Consider the following 22,340-nt stretch of genomic DNA (forward strand, 5'->3'; position numbering starts at 1 on the left):
ACACGCACAGGAGACACCATGGCTGGACGCAGGAAACGACTCGCCTCCCTGATAGCGGTACTCGCGACGCTGCTCGCCGGCATCGGCCTGACCTTGCTGGGCCAGGGCAGCGCGCAGGCGCACGGCGTCACGATGATGCCCGGATCGCGCACGTACCTCTGCTGGCTGGACGCCAAGACCAGCACCGGCGCCCTGGACCCGACCAACCCGGCGTGCAGGGCGGCGCTCGACGAGAGCGGCGCGACCGCGCTGTACAACTGGTTCGCCGTACTCGACTCCAACGCGGGCGGACGCGGCCCCGGTTACGTCCCGGACGGAAAGCTGTGCAGCGCCGGTGACCGGTCGCCGTACAACTTCACCGGGTACAACGCCGCCCGCGCCGACTGGCCCCGCACACACCTGACGTCCGGGAAGACGATCCGGGTGAAGCACAGCAACTGGGCCGCGCACCCGGGCTCCTTCCGGGTGTACCTGTCCAAGCCCGGCTACTCGCCGAGCACCGAACTGGGCTGGGACGACCTGGAGTTGATCCAGACCGTCACCGACCCGCAGCAGAGCGGCTCGCCGGGCACGGACGGCGGCCACTATCACTGGGATCTGAACCTGCCCGCGGGCCGCTCGGGTGACGCGGTCATGTTCATCCAGTGGGTGCGCTCGGACAGCCAGGAGAACTTCTTCTCCTGCTCCGACATCGTCTTCGACGGCGGCAACGGCGAGGTGACCGGCATCCGCGGCTCGGGCGGCACCCCCACCCCGACCCCGACGCCCACCCCCACCCCGACTCCGACCCCGACCCCGACCCCGACGCTCACGCCGACCGACCCGCACACCGGGTGCATGGCCGTCTACAGCGTGACCAACTCCTGGAACGGCGGCTTCCAGGGCTCCGTCGAGGTCATGAACCACGGCACGACAGCGCGTGACGGCTGGGCCGTGACGTGGAAAGCCGGCCCGGGTACCCGGGTGAGCAGTCTGTGGAACGGTGGCCTGACCACCGGATCCGACGGCACGCTCACGGTCAGGAACCTCGACCACAACCGGACCATCCCGCCGGACGGCAGCGTCACCTTCGGGTTCACGGCGACATCGACCGGCAACAACCTTCCGGTCGGCTCGATCACCTGCGTCAACCCGTAGCCACTGATGGAGGTGCCGGTTCCCGCGTCAGGGAACCGGCACTGTCAGCCGGTCGGCAGGCCCAGCCCGTAGTAGGTGACGTCGTAGCCGTTCACGTACCCCGCCTCCCCTCCGACGATCAGGTCGGTGGGATCGCTCACCCCCGCCGCCCTGGCCGTCGCCACGAGCATCTCCGCGAGCGCGCGGCCCTTCGGCTCGCCGGGCCCGCCCGCGTCCACCCGCCACACCGGATCGTCGTCGCTGAAGACCGACGCCGTATGCGGATGCTCGGCGACCGTGCCCCAGCCGAGAGCGGCCGCGTCGACCTCGTCCGGAGGGAAGCAGCCGATCGAGAGCCGGTCGCCGCACGCCACCTCGAAAAGGAGGGGCGCGCTGCGGCTGTTGCGCCCGTACAGCGGCATCCCGATCCGGATGCCCAGGGCGGTGGTCTCGGCAGGCAGCGCTCCCAGGAAGTCCGCCAGCGACCGCGTGACGGTCTCCCAGCTCTGGGCGGTCCAGCCGCCGGGGAAGCCGAGGCCGATGTTGGCCTCGTCACGGTTGCTCCCGAAGAAGCCGCTGATCGAGTGCTCCTCACCGACACCTTGACGCCAGAACCAGTTCTCCGCCGGGTGGGTGGGCTGCAGGACCAGCTCCGGCCCCGACGTCCCGGCGCGCAGTTCGAGGGTGTTCGGCCTGCCGCGCCAGCGCAGGAAGGGTGCGCCCCAGTGCGGTCCGCTGTCGTAGAACGGGCCCATCTCGCCGTGCGAGCCCATGATGGACGGCTCGCCCAGCACCGCGGTGACGTCCTCCTTGGCGGCGCGGAAGGCGGCTGCCTGCGCTGCGGTGTCCGGCCCGGGGGCCGCTACCGGGACCGCGATCTCCACGTACGACTCGCCGCTGACGTAGCGCTCCTCGTACCGGCCGACCGGCCGCAGGCGGGCATGGCCCGTCGACCGACCGGTGATCAACACGGGCGCGTCCGACGTCTCGCTCCAGGCCCACCCCAGCTCGGCCGCCGCGGCCTTCACGCCCTCCGGCGTCCAGCCGTCGGTGTCTGCCGCGACGAGCCGCAGGGCGAGCTCCCCGATGGATTCCTGTGCGTTGCTTCCCCGTTGTACGTTCATCCGGCCATCGTCCCGCACCCCTGGCCGGACCATGGAGGCGGGGGCGGGGCGCGCGGCTTTCACTCCGCTCTCACACGAAGATGATGCGTGAAATCCTCGTCCGGGGTTACGAGCGAGGGGTACGGCGCCGCACAGGCAGCGGCGCGATCTCCCCCGACGGAACGGGTGACGATGTCTGAAGCGAGCCGGCACGAGACCACCCCGCCGCCCCCGGCACGCCCGGTGCGGTCCTGGCACACCACCGCCCGTCAGGTCCAAGGAACGACCGGCCTGCCCATCGAGGCGACGTTCCACTACGACCCCGACGACCCCTGGGCGGTACGCATCGCCTTCCGGCTTCCGCTGGGCAGGGTCGTCGACTGGACCCTCTCCCGGGAACTGCTGCGCTCCGGAACCCGCGTCCTGAGCGGCGAGGGCGACGTCCGGCTGTGGCCGCTGCGCTGTGGCGGCAGGGAGGGGCGGGTCCGCATGCGACTGGGCCCGGCCGAGGCGTTCGCCGTGGTCGACATCGACCGCTCGGGCCTGCGGAGTTGGCTGGGTGAGACGTACGTCGCCGTGCCCGAGGGCGAGGAGTCCGCGCGGATCGACTGGGCGGCCGAGACCTCTCAGCTCTTCGCGCGGCCGTAGAGCCGGATTCCCGCGCGACGGACGAACTCACCCTCCGCGTGGGGCTCGTCGTGGCCTACGGGAGCGCGGCGCCGCGGGCGGAGACCCACAAGGCGTACCACTCGTCGTGGCTCAGGTCGGGCTCGCCCGTCGCGGCGTCGCGGCAGGCGCGGATGCGCTGCGGATTCGACGTGCCGATGACGGGGGCGATACGGGCCGGGTGGCGCCGCAGCCACCAGAGCACGATCGTCTCCGGCGTCGTGCCCTTGGCCTCGGCGAGCGAGGTCACCAGCGCGGCCGTGGCCGGCTCCTGCGCGGTGCCCTGCGCCCCGGTGTAGCGCCCCTGGGCCAGTGCTCCCCACGCCTGCAGCGCGATGCCGTGGGTCAGGCAGTGCTCGACCGTGCCGGCGGGAAACCCGTTGGCCGCGGACTCCGGGGTGTTGACGAGGACGCCGTCCTCCAGCCAGGCGCGCCGGTGCAGGCTCATCTCCAGCTGGTTGGCCACGAGCGGCAGGTCCATGTGGGCCTGGAGCCGGGCGATCTGCGCGGAGTTCATGTTCGAGACACCGAAACGGCGGACGAGCCCCTGCCGGTGGAGCGAGGTCAGGGCATCGCCGATGTCGGCGGGGTCGGCCAGCGGGTCGGGGCGGTGCAGAAGGAGGACGTCGAGGACGTCGGTGCGCAGCCGCTCCAGGCTCTCCTCGACCCTGCGGACGATGGAGGAGCCCCGCAGGTCGTACAGGCCGGGCCGGTCTCCTTCGGCCAGGCGGATGCCGCACTTGGTCTGCAGGGTGATCCGCTCGCGCAGTCCGGCCGAGCGGGCCAGGATCTCGCCGAAGACCGCTTCCGACTTTCCGTGCCGGTAGATGTCGGCATGGTCGAAGGCGGTGATGCCGCTGTCCAGCGCCGCTGCGACGGCGGCCTCCGCCACGTCGATGTCGGCGGCTGTGTGGGGCTGCGCGTCCCAGCTTCCGCCCAGGCCCATGCAGCCGAGGAGGAGGCGGTGGTCGGTCTTCTGGGGCGTGGTCACCGAGACACTTTCGCACACGTACGCGGCACGGTGCCCCGGGACCGCGAGCGAGGTCAGCCGCCGTCGGCGCCGCTGGTGTAGCGGGCACGGACCCACAGGGGCAGGGCGAACCAACAGGACAGGTACCAGACGAGGACACCGGAGACGAGCCAGGGCACGTAGGGGTCGTGCGTGGCCACCCTCAGGATGAGGAACAGCGCCGACGTCAGCGTCGCGAGGAGCAGCAGGATGCCGGTGAAGGTGAGCCGGGAGGCCCAGACGACGGCATGGGGTTTGATCCGCCGTCCGGACACGATCCGGTGGAAGGACACCGGACCTATCAGCGCGCCTGTGGCGAGGGAGCCGAGGACGACGGTGACGATGTAGATCGTCTTGTCCGTCTGCTGCAGGTCCTGGAAGAGCGGGGTGAAGACCACCGTGAGGAGGAAGCCGAGGAGGATCTGCACGCCGGTCTGGGCGACCCGTATCTCCTGGATCAGCTCCTGCCAGCGCCGGTCGGCACGTTCCTCTTCCGTCTCGACGCGCCCGTCCGTCCGCGCGTCCGTTCGTTCATCCATGGAAGCTTCCTCCTGAGGAGAGACTGTCGCTCTGCCTTCACGCGTCCGCGGTCCGGTGTCAGGTGTCAGGTGTACGTGACGGTGATCTGTTCGAAGCCGAGGGCGCGGAGCAGTCCTTGGAGCATCGACGTGGTGTTCTTCTCGGCCCGCAGTGTCAGGTCGCTCTCCTCGGCGGCCGCGCCGATGCGGTCGGCGGCGAGGATGTGGACGGCGCGCTCGTCGGCCGGATTGTCGGAGAACAGGTCGCCCAGTCGGTCGATCAGGCCGCGCTGCTTCGAGACGGTGTAGGAGCGCTTGGGGTCCACGGCCGGCTCGGCGAGCCGCGCGTGCGGCAGACGGAGGGTGGCGGTGGTGCGTTTCTCGTTGACGGTCACGCTGCCCCGGCCGATGCTGCCGAAGTCGACGTACGCGGCCACGCTGCCGCTCGCGACGAAGAGTGTGCGCGTCCCACGGATCGAGTCGGGCAGCAGGCGGGCGTCCTTCTCCAGGTCGACCACCACCTGGTAGTTGCCGGCGGCGCCCTCGTACCGGTGCATGTCCTGGATGGACTTCAGCACCGCCGGGCCGGATCGGTCCTGCGTGTCGACGCCGAACACATCGCCCAGGCCCGGCACATGGACGAACCGTCCCAGGAGGAAGAGGACCAGGGACAGCGCGACGAGCCCGACGGCGACGGCGGGCCACCTGCGCGGGCCCCGTTCCCGTCTCGGCGTTCTGCGCGGAGGCGTGTCTTCTGCGTCTTCTCGCATGGGTTCCTGGTGCCCTGCGAACGGGCCTCCACTCCCCAGGAGCCTCGATCCGGGGCTGGTCGGGCTTCCCGGGACCGATGCCGTCGATCTGCCGCGCACGGCAGAAGCCCCCAGGGAGTCCTGGGGGCTTCTGTCCTCTGCGGTGGGTGGTGCCGGGTCACGCCCGGAGCAGCCGTTCCGTCACCTCACGGTAGGTCCGCAGGGTGAGCCGGAGCTGCTCGGTGTCGGGGCCCGGGCCACCCGGAGGGCCGCTCTTCTGCCAGCCCGCCCGCAACGCGGTACGGCGGTCCCTCAAGGAGGCGATGAGCTGTTGCTCCGCCTCGGCGAGGACCTCGGCCGCCTCGGCGACCGAGTCGTGGGGCGAGTCGACGAACCCCGCGAGCGCGTGATGCAGGCGCTGTGCGAGACGGTCGCGTTCGACGTCGCCGAGCAGTTGTCCGGCCGGCCCGTCGCCGTCGGCGGCGGGCCCGTGTCCCGTACCGGACGCGGGATCGCCACGGTCATGCCCCGGGCTGTCCGTCGTGTCCCGTCCGCGCGGCGCGGCGGGGGGCACGGCGGGAGCGTTCGTGCGGCTCCCACCGCTCCGGCCCGTGGCGCTGGGGTCGTCGGACGGGACGGCGGACTGGGGCGCCTGCGACAACATCACCGGAGGCGGGGTAGGCGGCGGCGTCGGCCCCGGTGACGCACCGGCCGGCGGTGCGGGACGCGGTGCCGCGGGCGGCGGTGCCGCGGGCGGCGGTGTCGCGGGATGCGGCGGTGCGGGATGCGGCGGTGCGGGACGCGGTGCCGCGGGCGGCGGAGTCGCGGGATGGCCGGTGCGCTGGGCGGGCACGGCCGGGGAAGGTACTTCCCCGCTTCCGGTGGGCGCCGGTCCCCCGGCGCCGCCCGCCGCGCCCGTGGCCCCGCCCGAGGTCGCGGATGCGCGCCGCCCGTCTCCCTCGTCCCCGCCCGTTGCCCGCTGATCCCGGTTCTCGCGTGCCATCAGGCGCCACTTCCCTTCGGCTTGAGGAGATGCCCGCGGTGTCGCCCGGACGCCGGGCGTGCTCCGGCGGCCTCGGTGCCGGCCGGACTCCCGGCCGCCGTCAGGTCCTCGAACAGGGCACGTGCGTGGACCAGCGCCTCCCGCAACTCCTCGGTGGAGGCGGATGCGGAGTGCACCGCACGGCGTACCGTGCGCAGGCCCTCCACATGGCTCGGGTGGTGCACCGACAGGGCGGCGAGCTGCTCCTCGCGCCGGTGGGGATCCGGGAAGCCCCGGGTCGCGGCGATCCGCGTGAGGAGCTCGTCGGCGTCGGCGACGGCCTGCCGCGGCGCGTCGACGAACCGCTCCTGGAGCATGGTCCATTGAGCGACGTAGTGCTCGCGGATCGCCGGCTCCAGCGGCAGAGGGCGGATGCCGCCGTGCCGCTCGACCCGCTCGCGCAGGTCGTGGTGGGCGGATTCGCTGTCGCCGCCGTGGCGTTCGAGGGTGCGGTCGTACTCGGGGCCGAAGCGCCGCTTGAGGGAGCGCGTGCCGCTGCCCTTGCCCCTGCGGGCCCGGAACAGGACACCGGCCGCCAGTAGCGCGGCGACCAGCACCGCGAGGATGAGAACTGCGGTCAGGGTCGACATGGTTGCCTTCCTGGACGGTGACTCCTGGCTGGCTGTTCGTCACTGCTTGCTGGGCACCCGTCGATTCGCCTTGCCGCTTGTCGGGCGGTCAAACCCGAAGCCCGCCGGTATCACCGATGCGGCGGGTCGAGGACCGCCGACGGGCACGGCCGGGACGGCACGGGGTAGGAGAGCGGCATGGACAGCTCCCTCTGGCTCATCGTGGCCGTGGTTCTCGTGCTCGTGGTCGCGGGATGCGCGGCCGTTCTGCTCGTACGCGTCTTCCGGGCGCGCAGACTGCTGCTCGACGCCGGTGTCCCGCTGCAGTCCAAGGCCTTGTTCTGGGCAGCGGTGGTCTACACGCTCTCGCCGATCGACCTGATCCCGGACCCGGTCTACCTGGACGACATCGGCGTACTCCTGATCGCCCTGCGGGCGCTGCAGGCGGCGGCCGCCAGGAGCGTCCCGGCCGCCGCCCTCAGGAAGGCAGGTTCTGTTCCGCCCAGACCACCTTCCCGGTGACGGTGCGGCAGGAACCCCATCGGCGGCACAGCATGTTGATGAGCTGGAGACCCCGTCCGCCCTCGTCGCTGAGGTCCGCGTGCTGGATCTGAGGCAGGTCGGGGCCCGTGTCCGAGACCTCTACGACAAGGCGCTCACCGCGCAGCAGCCGGAGGCGGCCGGGGCCGTTGCCGTACCGCAGGGCGTTGCCCACGAGTTCGGAGACGACGAGTTCGCAGACATCGGCGAGCTCCGTCAGGTCCCAGGCGGCGAGCTGCTCCGTGACCAGGCTCCGGGCGACGGACGCCGCGCGCCCTTCCTGCGGCAACTGCCACTCGCGCAGGTCGGCCGAGCCGGCCGAGGCTACCGAGGCTGCCGAGGCAGTGGTGGCGGCCGTGGCGGTGGTCGCGACGAGGAGCACCGCCTCGTCGAAACGGGAGGCGTCGGCGGGGGCACACCCGATCAGGCCGCCGCCTTCGAGAGCCTCGGGTGTCAGGCCGCGCGCCGCCGAGCGCAGACCGTCCAACTGGTGGTCCATGTCCGCGTGCCGGGATTTGACGAGACCGTCCGTGTACATGACCAGATGGCCGCCCGCAGGGACCTTCAGGCGGATCGGGTCGTACGGAATCACTCCCGCGCCGAGCGGCGCGCCGATGGGTACGTCCGCGAACTCGGCGGAGCCCCGTCCGTCGAGGAGCAGCGGGGGCAGGTGCCCGGCGCTGGCCAGCGTGTAGGTGGAGTCGGCCGGATCGAACACGGCACAGAGGAAGGTGGCGACCTGCTCGTCCTCCAGGTCGCGCGTGGCGAGGTCGAGCCGGGCCAGGACGCGCTCGGGAGCCATGTCCAGGGTCATCAGAGTGCGGGCCACCGTCCGCAGGCGTCCCATGGTGGCGGCCGCGGGCAGCCCGTGGCCCATGACGTCGCCCACCATGAGGGCCGTACGTCCGCCGGGCAGGGCCATGACGTCGTACCAGTCCCCGCCGACTCCGTGGTGGGCCGTCGAGGGCGCGTACTCGGCCTGCACGCGCAGCCCGGGCGTCACCGGGGTCACGCGCGGCAGCAGGGTGCGTTGCAACGAGACGACGTGCTCGCGCTCGCGCCCGTACAGCCGGGCGTTGTCGATGTAGACGGCGGCCTGGGAGGCCAGCTGTTCCGCCAGTGCGAGGTCGGTGGAGGAGAACGGTGGTCTGCCGGGGCCGCGGACGAAGTCCGCGCTGCCGAGCAGCAGCCCGCGGGCGATCAGCGGCACCGCGAGGTAGCTGTGCACTCCGGCGGCCCGCATCTTCGCCGCGGCGCTCTCCGTCGGCGCGACCTTGATGAAGTCCTCGTTCCTCATGCGGCTCACGAGCACCGGCCTGCCCTGCCGCAGGCAGTAGCGGTGGAGCAGCGTCTCGTGCGCCTCTTCGGCGCGGGCGGAGGTCTCGCCCACCGGAGTGGGCTCCAGGGAGGAAAGCTCCTCGACGGCGCACAGCGCGGTGGCTCGCATGAGCGGGACGCCCGTGCCCGTCCACCGTGAGCCCTCGTCGCCCCTCAGGACACTGTCCAGGATGTCGACGGCGGCGCCGTCGGCGAAGCCGGGCACGGTGAACTCGGCCAGCTCCTGGGCGGTGCGCTCGAGGTCGAGGGTGGTGCCGATCCGGGAGCCGGCGGAATTCAGCCAGGCCAGGCGACCACGTGTGGTGATCCGATCGAGGGAGACCTCACGGCTCCGTCCGAGCCGCCCGCGGGCGCCGGCCGAGCGGTGCACCGCGGCGCCCCTGCCGGCCGAGGCGCGGCCGGCCAGGCGCCGTCTCCCCTTGCCGCCGTTCAATCTTTCGGCCTCCAGACAGGAACTCGACCGCTGTTGGTGCCCAGCATGCACCTCTTCCCGGCCGATCGGGGCCGTGCCGACCGGGCAGCCGGCCAGGAATTCGGCCCATCCGGCGCGGAGGGCGGGAGGGTCGCGGTCCTCGGTGCGGAGGCGCGGCCACCGGAACGGGACCTCCGGCCCTCAGGCGGCGTGCGGTACGCGTCATGCGGCTGGCGTATCACCAGCATACGAAGAACCCCCTCGTCCCGCGCTCCCCGAAGAAGCCGTCCTGATGCCGCACCTGGGTGAAAGCGGCCCGGTCCCTTCTCCGCGTGGTCGACCCGGCACGGGGTGTAGCGGCGAGGATGGGCGGGCGGGCGTTCCGCCGGATCCCCCGCACCGCCGACCTCCTCAACTGGCCTGCCCCGTCGCCCCTTCGCGTGAGGAAGGGCGCTCTCTCGTTGGTAGCTTTGCTCCCCTTGCCTTCTTCGCTCTACGGGGGATCCATGAGCCAGCCTCAGTTCCAGTCGCCGCAGCCCAACCCGTACCAGCAGCAGCCCGGCCAACCGCCGATGCCGCCCGCGCATCCGCCGATGCAGCCCTGGCAGCAGCCTCAGCAGCAGCACATGCAGCAGATGCCGATGCAGCCCGGCCAGCCGTATCCGGCGTACGCCGCCCCGCTCGGGCAGCAGCCGAGGCGTGGCCACCCCGTCGGCGCCTTCTTCCTCGGGTTCCTCGCATCGGTCGTCGTATCGGTGATCTACAGCGTCGTCACGGTGGCCACCTACAAGGAACAGACGGCCGATACCGCCCTCACCCTCTACGTGCTCCACGGCCTCCTCAACGGAGCGGCGGTGGGCGCGGTGATCGGCCTGGTGGCCCGCCGCAGCACCGGCGCCCACATCAGCGGGTCCTTCATCGCCGCGCTCGGTGTCTTCTTCGGTTACACCAACGCCGTTCCGCTCATCATCGCCGACTCCCAAGGGGCCCCCGGCGTCCGGGACATGCTGGAGATCGACCCCTTGATTCCGGTCAAGTCCTGGTGGGGCGGTCAGAGCGACACCGAGTGGGTCTCCCTGCTCGGTCTCGCGGTCGCCGCAGGAGCGGCCTGGGGTCTCGCCCACGTCATCGGGAAGCGTCGCTGAGGAGCCGGGCGCTCGCTGCCGCGACGCTCCCGCGTTCAGGGGTGGTGATCGTTTGCTATAGCGTGTTCGCGTCAAAAGGACGCACGGCACACGCACTCACGGGGGCTCCCACATGACCTTTCCGCCGCAGCAAGGGCCCGGCCCGTACGGTCAGCCCGGCCCGTACGCACAGCAGCCGCCGCAGGGGTACCCGCCCCAGCCGGGGTACGGGTACCCGCAACAGCAGCAGCCGTACCCCCCGCAGCAGCACATGCAGATGCAGCCGCCGCCCCAACAGCAGCAGCCGCAGTGGACCGCACCTCCGCAGCAGCCGGCGCCACCGTCCCGGCGCGGGGGCATCGGCATCATGAAGATCCTCAAGGGCATCGCCGTCGTGGTCGTCCTCATCATGTGCGTGGTGGGCTACTTCGCGAGCCAGGACGACGCCGACCACGCGGAGGCCGGAGACTGCCTCAAGAACACCGGGTCCACGGTGACTCCTGAACTGCAGGTGGTGGAGTGCGGTGACACCACGGCCACGTACAAGGTGGTCGAGGTGATCCCCGACACGCTGGACACCACCAAGTGCGAGGGCAAGTCGGACGCCGGCTACCTCGAGGAGACCCGCGGTGGACGGCGCAGCTCGGGCAAGCAGTTCGTGCTCTGCCTCGACGAGCTCAAGAAGTAGCCGAGGCGGCGCACGCCCCGGGCGGAGCGGCCCGGGGCCTCCCCGTCCCGCGCTCCCGGAGGACACGGGCCTCCGGGAGCGCGGTGTTTTTGTGCCGTTTCGCGGGGAAGCCGAACCGCCATGGACCACTCTGAGGCACCCGTACTCGACGCACTGGCCGCGTACCACGCGGAGAACCAGATCCCTTTCACCCCGCCCGGCCACAAGCAGGGGCGCGGCGCGGACGCGCGCGTGCGCGCGGTTCTCGGCGACTCGGTCTTCCGGTCCGACATGCTGGCCACCAGTGGCCTGGACGACCGCACCTCGTCGAAGGGCGTCCTGTCCAGGGCCCAGGAACTGATGGCCGACGCCGTCGGGGCGGAACACACCTTCTTCTCGACCTGCGGCAGCTCCCTGTCGGTCAAGGCCGCCATGCTGTCCGTCGCCGGACCGCACGAGAAACTTCTCGTGGGACGGGACGCCCACAAATCCGTGGTGTCCGGACTCGTCCTCGCCGGCATCGTGCCGATCTGGGTGGACCCCCAGTGGGACGCCGAGCGCCATCTCGCCCACCCGCCGTCCGCCGACGCCTTCCGCGCGGCCTTCGCCGAGCACCCCGACGCGCGCGGCGCCCTGGTCACGACGCCGACACCGTACGGGACCTGCTCCGACCTGCCCGGTATCGCCGAGGCGTGCCATGAACACGGTGTGCCGCTGATCGTGGACGAGGCGTGGGGCGCCCATCTCCCGTTCCACCCGGATCTGCCGACCTGGGCCATGGACGCCGGTGCGGACGTGTGTGTCACGTCCGTGCACAAGATGGGTTCCGGTCTGGAACAGGGCTCGGTCTTCCACCTCCAGGGCGACCTGATCGAACCGGAGGTGCTCAAGAACCGCGAGGACCTCCTGGGCACCACCAGCCCCTCCGTGCTCGTCTACGCGGCACTCGACGGCTGGCGGCGTCAGATGGTGCAGCACGGGCACGCCCTGTACGACGACGCGCTGGCCCTGGCGAAGACCGTACGGACCCGGATCGCCGAGATCGACGGGCTCCATGTCCACGGGCGCGACGACTTCTGCGGCCCCGGCCGCGCGGCCGACCTCGACCCCCTCCAGGTCATCGTCGACACCAGCGCTCTCGGCACCACCGGCTACCGGATCGCCGACTGGATCCGGAAGCATCACCAGGTCAATATGCACCTCTCCGACCACCGCCGCACCAGCGCCCAGCTCACCCACGCCGACGACGACCGCACCACCGAGGCCCTGATCACCGCCCTGCGCGAGGTCGCCGACCATGCCGACGAACTGCGGCCCGCGCCCCAGGTGGAGGTCCCGGATCCGGCCGAACTCCGCCTGGAGCAGGTCATGCTGCCGCGTGACGCCTTCTTCGGGCGGGTCGAGCAGGTGCCGTGGGAGAAGGCCGTCGGCCGGGTCAGCGCCGAGATGCTCACGCCGTACCCGCCCGGTATCCCGGCCGTGCTTCCCGGCGAGAAGCTCAACTCGGCGGTTCTGCACTACCTGCGGAGCGGGGTGGACGCCGGCATGGTCGTACCGGACGCGGCGGACACGGAGGTCACGACCGTGCGGGTGACGGTCGAGGACTGATCACGGCTCCGCGACGGTCAGCTTGCACTGGCCGTCCTCGCAGGTGCGCTCCAGGCGGCCCCGCGAGACGGTCTGCATCAGGCCGATCGCCCAGCACATCGGACAGCCGCGCAGCGCCAGTACGCCGACCGGCAGGAGCAGCAGGCTGACCGGGCCGACGACCGGGATGAACGCGAACGAGCCGATCAGACTGCCGAAGCCGACCACGCCCCGGACCAGGTGGCGGGGCAGGGACGCACTCGCGAAGTCAGGGCCGTCGGCTTGGGTCGTTGTCCTCATGAGTGTCTCCAGGCGCGGATTCGGATGGGGCACGGAGGGACTGCTGCACCGCGGTACGGGCACGGTGCAGACGCGATTTCATCGCGGCGGTACTGAGGCCGAGGGCTTCGGCGGCCATGCGTCCGCTGTACCCCTGGATGTCCCGCATGATCAGCACGCGACGCTGCTCGTCCGGCAGAGCGGCGATGGCGGCCGCCACCTTGCCCGCCTCGATGCGCTGCAGCACCACGTCCTCGGCCGAGCGCACGGCGGCATCCGGCAGGGGTGCGTCAGCCCTCATCGTCCGCGCGCGCCGCAGGCACTCGTTGCGGACGATGCGAAACATCCACGACGCCAGCGCACCGGATGCCCGCAGCATCCCGATCTTGCGATAGAGGATGATCAGGGCTTCCTGCGCCGCGTCCTCGGCATCCTCGGGAGTGGCACAGAGCGAGCGGGCGAATCGCCGCACGTTCGGGTGCGAGCCCGACACCACCGCGGCGATCGAATCGACGTCGCCGCGCTGGGCGGCGACGATCAGCTGTTCACCGGGCCAGGACGAGTCAGCCACGGGCTTGCTTGCGCTTGCGCAGGACGAAGTAGCTGCACGTGCAGAGCAGCACGGCTCCGGCGGCGATGGCGATACCTACGATCATGAAGACCTCCTGATCCGGTCCGACGTCTGTCGGCACATGTATAGGAGGCACGGCCCCGCCAAAAGGATTCAGCTTACGTACGGAAAAGTTGAGGCGGGGGTCAGTCGACCGGCCACGTGTGCGCCGGGGCGTTCAGGTGCATGTACTCGATGTATTGCTGGGTCATCCGCCTCAGCGCCTGGTGGCGGTCCATGTGGACGTCGTCGTGGAGGTGGTGGAACATCTCGGACTGCCACACCGCGCCGTTACGGCCGCTGACGCACCGCTGTTCCGTGATGCCCAGCAGCGGCTCCCGCCAGGCCGCGTCCATGCCCAGTCGCTCCAGCCCGCGCTCAGCCAGCGGCAGGAGGCGGCGCAGCACCAGCTCCGTCACCGGGACCTCGCCCATCCCGGGCCAGTACAGCTGCGCGTCGATCCCGTGCCGGGCGGCGGCGTGCAGATTGTCCTCCGCGGCCGAGAACGACATCCGTGACCAGACGGGCCGGTCCTCGTCGACCAGGGCGCGGACCAGGCCGTAGTAGAAGGCACCGTTCGACAGCACGTCGGCCACCGTGGGCCCCGCGGGCAGCACCCGGTTCTCCACCCGCAGATGCGGGACGCCGTCGACGACGGCGTAGACGGGGCGGTTCCAGCGATAGACCGTCCCGTTGTGCAGGGTGAGTTCGGCAAGCCCCGGGGTTCCGCCGCGCTCGAGCGTCTCCTCCGGGTCCTCGTCGTCGCACAGCGGCAGCAGCGCGGGGAAGTACCGCGCGTTCTCCTCGAAGAGGTCGAAGACGGAGGTGATCCACCGTTCGCCGAACCAGACCCGGGGCCGTACCCCTTGGACCTTGATCTCGTCCGGCCGGGTGTCGGTGGCCTGCTCGAACAGCGGAATGCGCGTCTCTCGCCACAGCTCCTTGGCGAACAGGAACGGAGAGTTCGCCGCCAGGGCCACCTGCACCCCGGCGATGGCCTGCGCGGCGTTCCAGTAGTCCGCGAACTCGTCCGGCGAGACCTGCAGGTGGAACTGGGTGCTGGTGCACGCCGCCTCCGGCGTGATCGTGTCCGCGTAGGTCCGCAGTCGTTCCACCCCGTCCACCGCGATCAGCAGGTCTTCACCCCGGGCGGCGAAGATCTGCTCGTTCAGGAGGTGGTACCGCGGATTCTCCGACAGCGACGACGGGCCGGCGTCCTTCCGCTGCAGCGTCGGCAGAATGCCGATCATCACCAGATGCGCGCCGATCGCCGCCGCCTTCTCCTCGCCGTGATTGAGCGCGTCGCGGATCTCCTGCTCCCAGGAGTCGGGACCGCCCGCGGTGAGCCGCCGTGGCTCGATGTTGATCTCCAGGTTGAACCGGCCCAGCTCCGTCGACCAGGAGGGGTCCGCGATCGCCTCCAGGACGTCCGTGCTGCGCATCGTGGGGTCGGCGGCGGAGTCCACGAGGTTCAGTTCGATCTCCAGACCGACCTGTGGCCGCTCGAAGTCGAACCGCGACTCCCGCAGCATCCGCGCGAACACGTCGAGGCACGTGTGCATCTTGTTCCGGAACCGGCGACGGTCGTCACGGGTGAACTCCAGCGCCGGGACATCCCGTCCCATTCGGCCCTCCCGAGTCTCGTCGGCACGGCCCCTACCCCTTCAGCGTCCCACTCCACGGTCGGCTCCTCCACAGAAGCCCGTATCCGCGGGCCGGCGTGCCATACGGCTCGCTCACGTCACGCTCTGACCGGCGTCGCCGCCGCCGGCCGGGGCCGGTGACCCTTCGGGCGGTCTTGCCCGGAAGGGGTCCAGGCCCGCGGCGCGTTCGTGATGCGGCAGCCGCGACATCTTGGAGACCAGGGCCCACATCTCACGTTCGCGGGCCAGCTCGCCCGGCAGGAGGAGGCCGAGGGATTCGGCGAGCGGTTTGCGTCCGGTGTTCACCAGTGCCCTCACGGCCGCGGACCATTCGTCGGTCGCCGACACGGCCGCGCGGTACCACACCGGAATCAGCAGGGTCGGCACGGCGATGGCCGCGATCAGCAGCGGGACGTCGGGGCGAGCCGTGGTCAGGGCCACCGCCGCACAGAGGACGACCGCGCAGTGGCCGTAGAGCAGGGCCACGAAGAAGTCGACATTCGCGCGGGCGAGATCGACCTGTCTGCGGATCTGCTCCGGCGCGTTCCCGGCCAGTTCGTTCCACATCACCTGGGTGTCGAGACGGAACCGGTCGTAGCCGTACTCCTCGAACCGCCGGATCGCGTTGCCGAGGGTCGTCGGTGCCACCTGCGCGGGGTCGACCGGGTAGCGAGCGAGCCGTTCGCGGAGCAACGCGCGCTGTACAGCCGTACGCCGCCGGTCTCCGCGGGCGGCCCGGACGATCCGCGGGTCGGCTCGCAAGGAGGCCAACCGCTCGGTGTCGGCCGGTGTCAGCCGGCCCTCCCCCTCCTGGCGCTCCAGCCGCATCAGCGTGAGCCGGTCCTGCAGGTCCTGCTTGGCCCGCCGCCGACGGGCGCACCCGCGCGCGTAGAGCGCGCTCGGCCAGAGGACGTACCCCTCCAGCACGCGGTAGAGGGGGTTCTGCAGGGCGCTGAGCGCCAGCCCGAGGAGGACCGAGACGCTCAGCATGCCGACGGACAGGGGCGTGGCACCCGCCGACCACAGCTGCGTGGGCCAGCCGGTGCGCCGCAGGCTCGGCCAGACGGCCACGGCGAAGAGACTCACGTTCAACGCGGTCGGCAGGAGCCAGCCCACCAGCACCGTCCACGCTCCGCCGAGAGCGCTCCTGGCGATGTCACCCACGCGTCACCACTCGTCGTCATCGTCGCCGAAGGGCGGTCCGGGCGGTGTGCTCTCGGCCGTTCCGCCGGGCGGGGGCGGGGCTAGTGGGCCCGACGGGGGGCCCGGAGGCCACTCCGGCATCAACGCAGTGCCGGTGGCGGAGCGTACGGCGGACCGCAAAGCGGCCACGAACTCCTGGCACGAGGCGTAACGATCCTCAGGAGACTTGGCCAGCGCCTTGGCCATCACGGCATCGGCGCCGGGGGCGATCCCCGGGCGTGTCACGGAGAGCGGAGGCGGCGGGTCGTGCTGGTGCGCCCAGAGCAGCGCCATGCCCTCCTCGCGCTGGAACGGCGGCTTCCCGGCGAGGGATTCGTGGACGACGCAGGCCAGGCTGTACTGATCGCTCCGGCCGTCTCCGGGGCGCCCGGAGATGCGCTCAGGTGCGATGTACTCCAGGGTCCCCAGGAATTCGCCGCCCGCGGGCTTCGCCAGCCCGAAGTCCGTCACGTACGCGAAGAAGGGACCCTCCCTGTCATTGCCCCCCGTGACCAGGATGCTGCCGGGCTTCACGTCCCCGTGGACGACACCGTGCTCGTGCGCCGCGTCGAGCGCCGACGCCGCTTGCGCGGCGATACGCAGCGCGGGAGACACGGGCAGCGGCCCCTCCCGGTTCAGGAGAGTCCCCAGATCCGGCCCGGGGACGTAGCGCATGGCGATGTACAGGAGACCGTCGGCCTCCCCCGCGTCGAAGATCGACACGATGTGCGGGTGATCGATCGCGGCGACGATCCGTGAGTCGTGGGCGAGACGTCGACGGAACTCCTGCTCCCGCGCCAGCTCGGGTGCGAACACCTTCAGCGCCACCACCCGGTCGAGCCCCAGGTCCTTCGCGAGGTAGACGACCGCCATCGCCCCACGGCCGATCTCGCGCTCCACCTCGTAGCCCGCGATCTGTGCCCCAGTCAATCAGCCACCACCCTCATGCCGGAGGCCGCTTCCGGATCGCCTCGGAGATCGTCACCGCAGCACCGAAAGACCGTCTGGGGGGAGGCGACGTGCCCGCTGAGTCGCTCCTTCGCCCCGAAATCTAGCCACCTGGGCTAATTTCCTTGATCGCGCCTTGCTCGCGAACAGCGGACGGCCGCCTTCCCCGGCAGTGAAGCAGCGGATAATGGCGCCCCGGGGCTGCGTCGCGAGCGTGCGCGGTCGCGCCCCGTCCGACCGACCCCGACCGACCGCGACCGACCCGGAGACCAAGACCGATGACGCTGAAAGAGGGCCAGCGGGTACGACTGGCGGCGGACCTCACTCTGGCGGAGCTCGCCGCTCCGGCCGACGAATCCCCGACCTCGCCGGAGAGGGGCAGCGGGGCGGGGTTCCTGGCCCTGGCAGCGGGCGTCGAGGGCACCGTCGAGCGGGTGAGCGAGCACCGGCATCAGAGCCAGGAGATACGGGAGTACGAGCGGCTCACGTCCCTCCTCGACGACTTCGGCCACCAGATGCCACCTGGCAGCAGGAGACAACTCGAGGAGCAGATCGGCTCACTGGAACCCGCGTGGACCGCCTACCAGGAACGGAAGCTCCGTGTGACGGTCCGCGTCCGCCTCGACAACGGGTTCGTCCTCGACGGCGCCCCCGGAGACTTCTTCATCGCAGAGGGATGACGTTCTACCGGTCCGCGCTGGGCACGGCGAGAGGATCACCGGGAGCCTTCTTCTTCGCCTCTTCCATCCGCTCGCCGAGTTCGGTGAGGCGCTTGCGGCCCATGGCCTTGCGGACGGCCGGGAACCAGTCCTGTTCCTCTTCCTCGACGTGGTGGCGCACGTTCTCCATGAGGACCGACATCTTGGCGTCGAAGCGCTCGTCGCTCGCATCGAGTCCCTTGAGCTCGGAGAGCATCCACAGCACGACGTGGTGCTCCTCGACGCTCTCCAGGACATGGTCCTTGGTGTCGGGGGCGGCCTCCCGGGCGGCGGGGTAGAAGATCTTCTCCTCGATCCAGGCGTGGGTGGTGAGCTCCTCGATCACCTGGTCGGCGATCTTCCGCTTCTCGGCGTGCGCGTTCTCGCCGGCCTTCTCGAACTTCTTGAACAGCTTCTCCACGGTCTTGTGGTCGTCCTTGAGCAGCACGATTCCGTCCACAGGGCCTCTCCCTCCGCAGTGCCTTCGCGAGCTGTGACGACAGCCCGTGAGCCATGTACCCCCTGCCTGGCGCATCACCACGGTCGCTGCTCGCTTGCCCCCGGAAGGGCGACCGCGTCTGAGCCGTACGCACCCTGCCCGGCCGGAGAATAGCGCCACAAAGGACGGGTAAGCATGCCTTTGCCCAGGAATATCCGAACCCGAGGAGCTGACCGTGGCCGGCCTCGACGCCTTCACCGAGGTGCTCGACTACCCGATGTACGTCGTGACGACGGCGACCGACGGTCAGCGGGCGGGCTGCCTGGTGGGATTCGCCTCGCAGTGCTCCATCGACCCGCCCCGCTTCATGGTGTGGCTCTCCACCGCCAACCGCACCTACCGCGTCGCACGCGGTGCCTCCCACCTCGCGGTGCACACCCTGCGGCGCGACCAGAAGCGGACGGCCGAGCTGTTCGGAGGGCGGACCGGCGACGACATCGACAAATTCGGCCGGGTGGCCTGGCAGTCGGGGCAGGGCGGGGCGCCCGTGCTGTCCGACTGCTGTGCCTGGCTCGTGGGCCGGGTGCAGGACGTCGTCGACGGCGGGGACCACGTCGGCTTCCTGCTCGCCCCCGTCGCCCAGAGCCGGCCCGACGCGGCCCGACCGCCGCTCCTCCGGTTCAGTGACGTCGCGGACCTCTCCCCCGGACATCCGGCCTGAGGTCGGGCGACCGATCGACCCCCCACTGATCGGACCGGGACCGATCGACCCCGCTGAGACGGTGCCCCGCCTCCGGAGGCCGCGAACAGCGGAGACGCCTACTCTGAAACTGAAGCGTTAATGGCAGACCCGGAGGGCACCATGATCGTCCTCGGCATCATCTTGCTTGTGATCGGCTTCGTAGTGGGCATCAACATTCTCTGGACCATCGGGCTGATCCTCGTGGTCCTCGGCGCCATCCTCTGGATCCTGGGGGCGGTCGGTCGCGGAGTCGGCGGACGCCGGCACTACTGGTAGACGGTCGCGGGCGGCACTGCGGCACGGGCGGGCGGGCGAGGCGTCGCCCGGCCCTCGCGCCGCGGCCGCCTCGCCGTGCCAGGGCTCAGGCTTGGCTGCCGACGCACAGGGCAGGCGGGACACATGACTGTGCCCAAGTCCATCGCCCTGGTCCTCGACTCCACCGATCCCGAACCCCTGGCGCGTTTCTACGCGGCCCTCCTCGGCGCCACCGTCGAGCCCGACGGGAGCGACCCCGACCTGCTGCTCGTCTCCGGCCCTTCCGGCGTCGCGCTGGGGGTCCGCCGCGACCTCGGGCAGGCGCCGCCGAGCTGGCCCCGCCCCGAGGACTCCCAGCAGGCACACCTGCGGATCCTCGTACCCCCGCACGCTCTCGACGAGGCGGAACGCGAGGCCGTCTCCCTCGGTGCACGACCCGTCGCGGCCGTGCGCGACGGCACCCGGACCGACCTGCGGACGGACCTGCGTCGCTACACGGACCCGGCCGGCCACTCATTCGTCCTGGCCACGGCCTCCCCCGCCGAGAACAGCCCGCCTCCGCCTCGCCCGCGGCAGCCCTGAAGGCGCGGGCGACAGCGTGACGCCCCTGCCTCCTCGGCGAGGAGGCGGGGCGCTCGGCTCGACGCCGCGATCTCTCGTCAGGACTTCTTCTTCTTGTCCCGGTCCAGGGAGTCGCGGACGCCTGCGGCACGCTCACGTGCAGTGTCGCCCGACTCCTTGGCCTTGCCCTTCATCTGGTCCGTCTTGCCCTCCGCCTCCATGCGCTTGTTGCCCATGGCCTTTCCGGCGGCCTCCTTCATCTTGCCCTTCGCCTTGTCCGTACCCTTACCAGCCATGACGGGTTTGCCCCTTTCCTGTGGATTGGTTCCAGGGCCACGGTAGGCACACTCGCGGCATCCCGCCCGTCGACGGACCCCTCCCCCAAGCAGCCGGGGCGCTCCTCACGCGGAGATCGCCGTCCGGGTCCGGCGAGCCTCGGTAGGGCCCGGGCCGCGGTGCGAGGAGCACCGCGAGCCCCGGGCGTCCCGGCACGCGCGGGCCAACGCCCCGTTCGTTCCCTGGAGTTGGCATGCAGCGCGGCTTTCTTCCCCGCTCGGAGCGTGCCTGCCGCCGATGCGGGCAGGCGAGGACCTACGCATCCGACACACAGGTACGGACGAAGCGGAGAAGAAGGAGGGTCTCCCCGTGGAAATCTCGGGCATCATCAGCGCGCTGGTCATTGGAGTGATCATCGGTCTCCTCGGTCGGCTGGTCCTGCCGGGGCGGCAGCACATCGGGCTGCTGTGGACCATCGTGGTCGGCATCGCGGCAGCCCTGGTGGGGACGGTGATCGCCCGCGCGATGGGGCTCGCCGACACCGATGGCGTGGACTGGATGGAGTGGGCGGTGCAGATCGCCCTGGCGGCGCTCGGCGTGGCCGCGCTCTCCAAGGCCAAGGGCCTGCGGTGACGCGCCCCGCTGGGCCGTTCCGCCGGATCCGGCTTGCCGCACAAGGAGTTTGAGTCCGCAACGGACGGTCATACGCGCCAGGAGGAAAACAATGGCCGACACATCCGAGCACGGTACGGAGAGGCCGGACCAGAGCAAGCCGCTCCACGTCGCCGGCGCGATCCGGGCGGCGACGGAGCAGCTGACGGAACTGCTGGCTCAGCCGGTCGAGGCGGTCAGCGCCTGTGAGCGCCATGAGAACGGCGGGAGCAGCGTCTGGCGGCTGTCGGTCGAAGTCCTCGAACTGCCCAGGGTCCCGGACACGATGAGCCTCCTTGCCTCGTACGAGGTGGAGGTCGACGACCACGGCGTCCTCATCGGCTACCGGCGCGCCCGGCGATACGAGAGGGGCCGCGTGGACCGCCGCTGACCGAGCGGTGTCCCGGCCCACGTCCCCGCGGCAAGACCCAACACGACGAAAGGGACCGGAAAACCATGACTGTCGTTCCTGCCCAACCCGCGCCCGCCGCCTCCGGAGGCGGCGGCTCCAGCGGCCTGTACGACGTCCTCGAACTGGTACTGGACCGCGGCCTGGTGATCGACGCGTTCGTGCGGGTCTCCCTGGTCGGCATCGAGATCCTGAAGATCGACATACGGGTCGTCGTCGCCAGTGTGGACACCTATCTGAGGTTCGCCGAAGCCTGCAACCGGCTCGACCTGGAGGCAGGCCCGCGCAAGAACCCGGGCCTGCCCGAACTCGTCGGCGAAGCGACCGAGTCGGGCGCGCAGCACAAGACGAAGGGCGCTCTGAGCGGCGCCGCCCAGACCATCTCCGACGCCTTCCACCAGGTGCGCGGCGACGACTCCGAGGAGAAGGAAGAAGCGGCCCCGGCCAAGTCCCGGAGGCGTACCAGCACCCGCGGGGAGGAGAAGGAATGAGCACCTACGTCTACGGCATCACCCGCGCCGATCAGCGGCTGCCGGAAGGAGCCGAGGGCATCGGCGAGCCGCCGATGCCGGTGAGGACCGTCCGCAGTGGCGACCTTGTGGCGCTGGTGAGCGACGCACCGACGGAGCTGAAGCCCAAGCGGCGCGACCTGCTGGCCCACCAAAGGGTGGTGATCGGCGCCGCGACCGAAGGGCCCGTGCTTCCGCTCAGGTTCGGCGGGGTCTCCCCCGACGACGACACCGTCGCCTCGATTCTCGAGGAACACCACGACCGCTACCTGGGGTGCCTCGAAACGCTCGAGGGCAAGGACGAGTTCAACGTGAAGGCGTCCCACCAGGAGGAAGCCGTGCTGTCCGCCGTGCTGTCCGCGGACCCCGATCTCCTGGCGCGGTACTCCGCCAACCGCGCGGCGGGTGGCGGCGACCAGGCGGAGAAGCTGGCGTTCGGCGAGGCGGTGGCCCGTGCGGTCGCCGAGCGGGAGAAGGTCGACGCCGCTCTCGTCGAGCAGACGCTCGCTCCTTACGCGGCCGGCACGCGCCAGGGCCCGGAGGGCACCGGATGGCTGGCCAACCTGTCGTTCCTGGTGGAACGGGAACGACGGGAGGAGTTCCTGGAGGCCGTCCGGCGCCTGCACGAGGAACACGAGCACCTCCAGGTGCAGGTGACGGGCCCCCTGCCGGCGTACAGCTTCGTGACGACGGGCTGA

The 22,340-nt window shown here is 71.0% G+C and carries 29 protein-coding genes; 14 read left to right on the forward strand and 15 right to left on the reverse strand.

All coding sequences use genetic code 11. The annotated features are described in order from the left end of the window. The first annotated feature begins 18 nt into the window (after positions 1 to 18). Positions 19 to 1,137, forward strand: a complete 1,119-nt coding sequence (locus tag ACFYV5_RS32100) for a lytic polysaccharide monooxygenase (protein ID WP_389174352.1) — start codon at positions 19 to 21, stop codon at positions 1,135 to 1,137. A gap of 44 nt (positions 1,138 to 1,181) precedes the next feature. Here ACFYV5_RS32100 and ACFYV5_RS32105 read toward each other — a convergent pair whose 3' ends face one another. After that, positions 1,182 to 2,240 (reverse strand): hypothetical protein, encoded by a 1,059-nt coding sequence (locus tag ACFYV5_RS32105; protein WP_355114833.1) that lies wholly within the window; start codon positions 2,238 to 2,240, stop codon positions 1,182 to 1,184. Between the two features lie 171 nt (positions 2,241 to 2,411). Here ACFYV5_RS32105 and ACFYV5_RS32110 point away from each other — a divergent pair, with 171 nt between their 5' ends. Next, positions 2,412 to 2,867 (forward strand): SsgA family sporulation/cell division regulator, encoded by a 456-nt coding sequence (locus tag ACFYV5_RS32110; RefSeq protein ID WP_355114834.1) that lies wholly within the window; start codon positions 2,412 to 2,414, stop codon positions 2,865 to 2,867. A gap of 55 nt (positions 2,868 to 2,922) precedes the next feature. Here the strand turns inward: ACFYV5_RS32110 and ACFYV5_RS32115 are convergent, their stop codons facing one another. The 5 genes from ACFYV5_RS32115 to ACFYV5_RS32135 all read right to left on the reverse strand — a co-directional run bounded on the left by ACFYV5_RS32115 (position 2,923) and on the right by ACFYV5_RS32135 (position 6,793). Then, a complete protein-coding gene (locus ACFYV5_RS32115) occupies positions 2,923 to 3,876 on the reverse strand; it encodes an aldo/keto reductase family oxidoreductase (protein WP_389174356.1) in 954 nt (317 codons plus the stop codon). A 53-nt stretch (positions 3,877 to 3,929) separates the two neighbouring features. Next, the gene (locus ACFYV5_RS32120) at positions 3,930 to 4,433 is read right to left on the reverse strand and encodes a DUF6328 family protein (RefSeq protein WP_389174359.1); all 504 of its coding nucleotides are present in this window, start codon (positions 4,431 to 4,433) and stop codon (positions 3,930 to 3,932) included. A 65-nt stretch (positions 4,434 to 4,498) separates the two neighbouring features. After that, entirely contained in the window at positions 4,499 to 5,182 is a 684-nt protein-coding gene (locus tag ACFYV5_RS32125; RefSeq protein WP_389174362.1) for a DUF4230 domain-containing protein, read from the reverse strand. A 157-nt stretch (positions 5,183 to 5,339) separates the two neighbouring features. Beyond that, entirely contained in the window at positions 5,340 to 5,735 is a 396-nt protein-coding gene (locus ACFYV5_RS32130) for a hypothetical protein (protein WP_389174364.1), read from the reverse strand. A 428-nt stretch (positions 5,736 to 6,163) separates the two neighbouring features. Further along, positions 6,164 to 6,793, reverse strand: coding sequence for a hypothetical protein (locus ACFYV5_RS32135; RefSeq protein ID WP_389174367.1), 630 nt, complete (start codon positions 6,791 to 6,793; stop codon positions 6,164 to 6,166). 177 nt (positions 6,794 to 6,970) lie between these two features. Here ACFYV5_RS32135 and ACFYV5_RS32140 point away from each other — a divergent pair, with 177 nt between their 5' ends. Further along, the gene (locus tag ACFYV5_RS32140) at positions 6,971 to 7,294 is read left to right on the forward strand and encodes a YkvA family protein (protein WP_389174370.1); all 324 of its coding nucleotides are present in this window, start codon (positions 6,971 to 6,973) and stop codon (positions 7,292 to 7,294) included. On the opposite strand, the gene ACFYV5_RS32145 is transcribed toward ACFYV5_RS32140, so the two are convergent. Next, a complete protein-coding gene (locus tag ACFYV5_RS32145; protein ID WP_389174373.1) occupies positions 7,251 to 9,083 on the reverse strand; it encodes a SpoIIE family protein phosphatase in 1,833 nt (610 codons plus the stop codon). The two genes, ACFYV5_RS32140 and ACFYV5_RS32145, sit on opposite strands and share 44 nt — an antisense overlap. Before the next feature lie 485 nt (positions 9,084 to 9,568). Here ACFYV5_RS32145 and ACFYV5_RS32150 point away from each other — a divergent pair, with 485 nt between their 5' ends. The 3 genes from ACFYV5_RS32150 (at position 9,569) to ACFYV5_RS32160 (ending at position 12,461) form a co-directional block, all read left to right on the forward strand. Continuing rightward, positions 9,569 to 10,207 carry a hypothetical protein gene (locus ACFYV5_RS32150; RefSeq protein WP_389174376.1) on the forward strand — a complete coding sequence of 213 codons (639 nt, stop codon included), beginning with the start codon at positions 9,569 to 9,571 and terminating at the stop codon, positions 10,205 to 10,207. Positions 10,208 to 10,319: 112 nt separating this feature from the next. After that, the gene (locus ACFYV5_RS32155) at positions 10,320 to 10,874 is read left to right on the forward strand and encodes a hypothetical protein (RefSeq protein WP_389174379.1); all 555 of its coding nucleotides are present in this window, start codon (positions 10,320 to 10,322) and stop codon (positions 10,872 to 10,874) included. A gap of 120 nt (positions 10,875 to 10,994) precedes the next feature. Next, positions 10,995 to 12,461, forward strand: a complete 1,467-nt coding sequence (locus tag ACFYV5_RS32160; RefSeq protein ID WP_389174382.1) for an aminotransferase class I/II-fold pyridoxal phosphate-dependent enzyme — start codon at positions 10,995 to 10,997, stop codon at positions 12,459 to 12,461. Here the strand turns inward: ACFYV5_RS32160 and ACFYV5_RS32165 are convergent, their stop codons facing one another. The 6 genes from ACFYV5_RS32165 to ACFYV5_RS32190 form a co-directional block, all read right to left on the reverse strand. Then, the gene (locus tag ACFYV5_RS32165; RefSeq protein WP_389174386.1) at positions 12,462 to 12,740 is read right to left on the reverse strand and encodes a hypothetical protein; all 279 of its coding nucleotides are present in this window, start codon (positions 12,738 to 12,740) and stop codon (positions 12,462 to 12,464) included. It lies immediately after the preceding gene. Then, the gene (locus tag ACFYV5_RS32170) at positions 12,709 to 13,290 is read right to left on the reverse strand and encodes an RNA polymerase sigma factor (protein ID WP_389174389.1); all 582 of its coding nucleotides are present in this window, start codon (positions 13,288 to 13,290) and stop codon (positions 12,709 to 12,711) included. Before ACFYV5_RS32170 ends, ACFYV5_RS32165 begins: the two co-directional genes overlap by 32 nt. Next, the gene (locus tag ACFYV5_RS32175; RefSeq protein ID WP_355114858.1) at positions 13,283 to 13,375 is read right to left on the reverse strand and encodes an LPXTG cell wall anchor domain-containing protein; all 93 of its coding nucleotides are present in this window, start codon (positions 13,373 to 13,375) and stop codon (positions 13,283 to 13,285) included. Before ACFYV5_RS32175 ends, ACFYV5_RS32170 begins: the two co-directional genes overlap by 8 nt. Before the next feature lie 100 nt (positions 13,376 to 13,475). After that, positions 13,476 to 14,954: a glutamate--cysteine ligase gene (locus ACFYV5_RS32180; RefSeq protein ID WP_389174393.1), complete on the reverse strand. Its 1,479-nt coding sequence runs from the start codon at positions 14,952 to 14,954 to the stop codon at positions 13,476 to 13,478. A gap of 111 nt (positions 14,955 to 15,065) precedes the next feature. Then, on the reverse strand, positions 15,066 to 16,136 hold the full coding sequence (locus tag ACFYV5_RS32185; RefSeq protein ID WP_389174396.1) for a hypothetical protein: 1,071 nt from the start codon (positions 16,134 to 16,136) through the stop codon (positions 15,066 to 15,068). Positions 16,137 to 16,139: 3 nt separating this feature from the next. Next, positions 16,140 to 17,027: a serine/threonine-protein kinase gene (locus ACFYV5_RS32190; RefSeq protein WP_389174547.1), complete on the reverse strand. Its 888-nt coding sequence runs from the start codon at positions 17,025 to 17,027 to the stop codon at positions 16,140 to 16,142. Positions 17,028 to 17,380: 353 nt separating this feature from the next. Here ACFYV5_RS32190 and ACFYV5_RS32195 point away from each other — a divergent pair, with 353 nt between their 5' ends. Continuing rightward, the gene (locus ACFYV5_RS32195; protein ID WP_389174399.1) at positions 17,381 to 17,782 is read left to right on the forward strand and encodes a hypothetical protein; all 402 of its coding nucleotides are present in this window, start codon (positions 17,381 to 17,383) and stop codon (positions 17,780 to 17,782) included. Between the two features lie 4 nt (positions 17,783 to 17,786). Here the strand turns inward: ACFYV5_RS32195 and ACFYV5_RS32200 are convergent, their stop codons facing one another. Then, positions 17,787 to 18,260 carry a hemerythrin domain-containing protein gene (locus tag ACFYV5_RS32200; RefSeq protein WP_355114864.1) on the reverse strand — a complete coding sequence of 158 codons (474 nt, stop codon included), beginning with the start codon at positions 18,258 to 18,260 and terminating at the stop codon, positions 17,787 to 17,789. Between the two features lie 214 nt (positions 18,261 to 18,474). Between ACFYV5_RS32200 and ACFYV5_RS32205 the strand changes: the two genes are divergently transcribed. The 3 genes from ACFYV5_RS32205 (at position 18,475) to ACFYV5_RS32215 (ending at position 19,818) form a co-directional block, all read left to right on the forward strand. Continuing rightward, positions 18,475 to 18,960 carry a flavin reductase family protein gene (locus tag ACFYV5_RS32205; RefSeq protein ID WP_389174403.1) on the forward strand — a complete coding sequence of 162 codons (486 nt, stop codon included), beginning with the start codon at positions 18,475 to 18,477 and terminating at the stop codon, positions 18,958 to 18,960. Positions 18,961 to 19,128: 168 nt separating this feature from the next. Then, entirely contained in the window at positions 19,129 to 19,257 is a 129-nt protein-coding gene (locus ACFYV5_RS32210) for a DUF6131 family protein (protein ID WP_355114970.1), read from the forward strand. Positions 19,258 to 19,380: 123 nt separating this feature from the next. Next, positions 19,381 to 19,818, forward strand: a complete 438-nt coding sequence (locus tag ACFYV5_RS32215) for a VOC family protein (protein WP_355114867.1) — start codon at positions 19,381 to 19,383, stop codon at positions 19,816 to 19,818. Between the two features lie 77 nt (positions 19,819 to 19,895). On the opposite strand, the gene ACFYV5_RS32220 is transcribed toward ACFYV5_RS32215, so the two are convergent. Then, positions 19,896 to 20,093, reverse strand: a complete 198-nt coding sequence (locus tag ACFYV5_RS32220) for a CsbD family protein (protein ID WP_355114869.1) — start codon at positions 20,091 to 20,093, stop codon at positions 19,896 to 19,898. Positions 20,094 to 20,442: 349 nt separating this feature from the next. Between ACFYV5_RS32220 and ACFYV5_RS32225 the strand changes: the two genes are divergently transcribed. The 4 genes from ACFYV5_RS32225 (at position 20,443) to ACFYV5_RS32240 (ending at position 22,340) form a co-directional block, all read left to right on the forward strand. Continuing rightward, positions 20,443 to 20,706: a GlsB/YeaQ/YmgE family stress response membrane protein gene (locus ACFYV5_RS32225; RefSeq protein ID WP_389174408.1), complete on the forward strand. Its 264-nt coding sequence runs from the start codon at positions 20,443 to 20,445 to the stop codon at positions 20,704 to 20,706. A 91-nt stretch (positions 20,707 to 20,797) separates the two neighbouring features. Continuing rightward, on the forward strand, positions 20,798 to 21,115 hold the full coding sequence (gvpO, locus tag ACFYV5_RS32230) for a gas vesicle protein GvpO (protein WP_389174411.1): 318 nt from the start codon (positions 20,798 to 20,800) through the stop codon (positions 21,113 to 21,115). Between the two features lie 65 nt (positions 21,116 to 21,180). After that, a complete protein-coding gene (locus ACFYV5_RS32235) occupies positions 21,181 to 21,624 on the forward strand; it encodes a gas vesicle structural protein GvpA (RefSeq protein WP_389174414.1) in 444 nt (147 codons plus the stop codon). After that, a complete protein-coding gene (locus ACFYV5_RS32240; protein ID WP_389174417.1) occupies positions 21,621 to 22,340 on the forward strand; it encodes a GvpL/GvpF family gas vesicle protein in 720 nt (239 codons plus the stop codon). The genes ACFYV5_RS32235 and ACFYV5_RS32240 overlap by 4 nt, the downstream gene beginning before the upstream one ends.

Source organism: Streptomyces sp. NPDC003035, from assembly GCF_042888285.1.
Taxonomy (GTDB): Bacteria; Actinomycetota; Actinomycetes; order Streptomycetales; family Streptomycetaceae; genus Streptomyces.

What these genes read in the sequence shown, in the direction of transcription:
- ACFYV5_RS32120 (WP_389174359.1), bottom strand. Translation starts at nt 4,433, where the DNA reads ATGGATGAACGAACGGACGCGCGGACGGACGGGCGCGTCGAGACGGAA.
- ACFYV5_RS32100 (WP_389174352.1), top strand. Translation starts at nt 19, where the DNA reads ATGGCTGGACGCAGGAAACGACTCGCCTCCCTGATAGCGGTACTCGCG.
- ACFYV5_RS32190 (WP_389174547.1), bottom strand. Translation starts at nt 17,027, where the DNA reads ATGGCGGTCGTCTACCTCGCGAAGGACCTGGGGCTCGACCGGGTGGTG.
- ACFYV5_RS32105 (WP_355114833.1), bottom strand. Translation starts at nt 2,240, where the DNA reads ATGAACGTACAACGGGGAAGCAACGCACAGGAATCCATCGGGGAGCTC.
- ACFYV5_RS32165 (WP_389174386.1), bottom strand. Translation starts at nt 12,740, where the DNA reads ATGAGGACAACGACCCAAGCCGACGGCCCTGACTTCGCGAGTGCGTCC.
- ACFYV5_RS32240 (WP_389174417.1), top strand. Translation starts at nt 21,621, where the DNA reads ATGAGCACCTACGTCTACGGCATCACCCGCGCCGATCAGCGGCTGCCG.
- ACFYV5_RS32175 (WP_355114858.1), bottom strand. Translation starts at nt 13,375, where the DNA reads ATGATCGTAGGTATCGCCATCGCCGCCGGAGCCGTGCTGCTCTGCACG.
- ACFYV5_RS32235 (WP_389174414.1), top strand. Translation starts at nt 21,181, where the DNA reads ATGACTGTCGTTCCTGCCCAACCCGCGCCCGCCGCCTCCGGAGGCGGC.
- ACFYV5_RS32110 (WP_355114834.1), top strand. Translation starts at nt 2,412, where the DNA reads ATGTCTGAAGCGAGCCGGCACGAGACCACCCCGCCGCCCCCGGCACGC.
- ACFYV5_RS32125 (WP_389174362.1), bottom strand. Translation starts at nt 5,182, where the DNA reads ATGCGAGAAGACGCAGAAGACACGCCTCCGCGCAGAACGCCGAGACGG.
- ACFYV5_RS32140 (WP_389174370.1), top strand. Translation starts at nt 6,971, where the DNA reads ATGGACAGCTCCCTCTGGCTCATCGTGGCCGTGGTTCTCGTGCTCGTG.
- ACFYV5_RS32160 (WP_389174382.1), top strand. Translation starts at nt 10,995, where the DNA reads ATGGACCACTCTGAGGCACCCGTACTCGACGCACTGGCCGCGTACCAC.
- ACFYV5_RS32215 (WP_355114867.1), top strand. Translation starts at nt 19,381, where the DNA reads ATGACTGTGCCCAAGTCCATCGCCCTGGTCCTCGACTCCACCGATCCC.
- ACFYV5_RS32135 (WP_389174367.1), bottom strand. Translation starts at nt 6,793, where the DNA reads ATGTCGACCCTGACCGCAGTTCTCATCCTCGCGGTGCTGGTCGCCGCG.
- ACFYV5_RS32195 (WP_389174399.1), top strand. Translation starts at nt 17,381, where the DNA reads ATGACGCTGAAAGAGGGCCAGCGGGTACGACTGGCGGCGGACCTCACT.
- ACFYV5_RS32180 (WP_389174393.1), bottom strand. Translation starts at nt 14,954, where the DNA reads ATGGGACGGGATGTCCCGGCGCTGGAGTTCACCCGTGACGACCGTCGC.
- ACFYV5_RS32155 (WP_389174379.1), top strand. Translation starts at nt 10,320, where the DNA reads ATGACCTTTCCGCCGCAGCAAGGGCCCGGCCCGTACGGTCAGCCCGGC.
- ACFYV5_RS32220 (WP_355114869.1), bottom strand. Translation starts at nt 20,093, where the DNA reads ATGGCTGGTAAGGGTACGGACAAGGCGAAGGGCAAGATGAAGGAGGCC.
- gvpO (WP_389174411.1), top strand. Translation starts at nt 20,798, where the DNA reads ATGGCCGACACATCCGAGCACGGTACGGAGAGGCCGGACCAGAGCAAG.
- ACFYV5_RS32150 (WP_389174376.1), top strand. Translation starts at nt 9,569, where the DNA reads ATGAGCCAGCCTCAGTTCCAGTCGCCGCAGCCCAACCCGTACCAGCAG.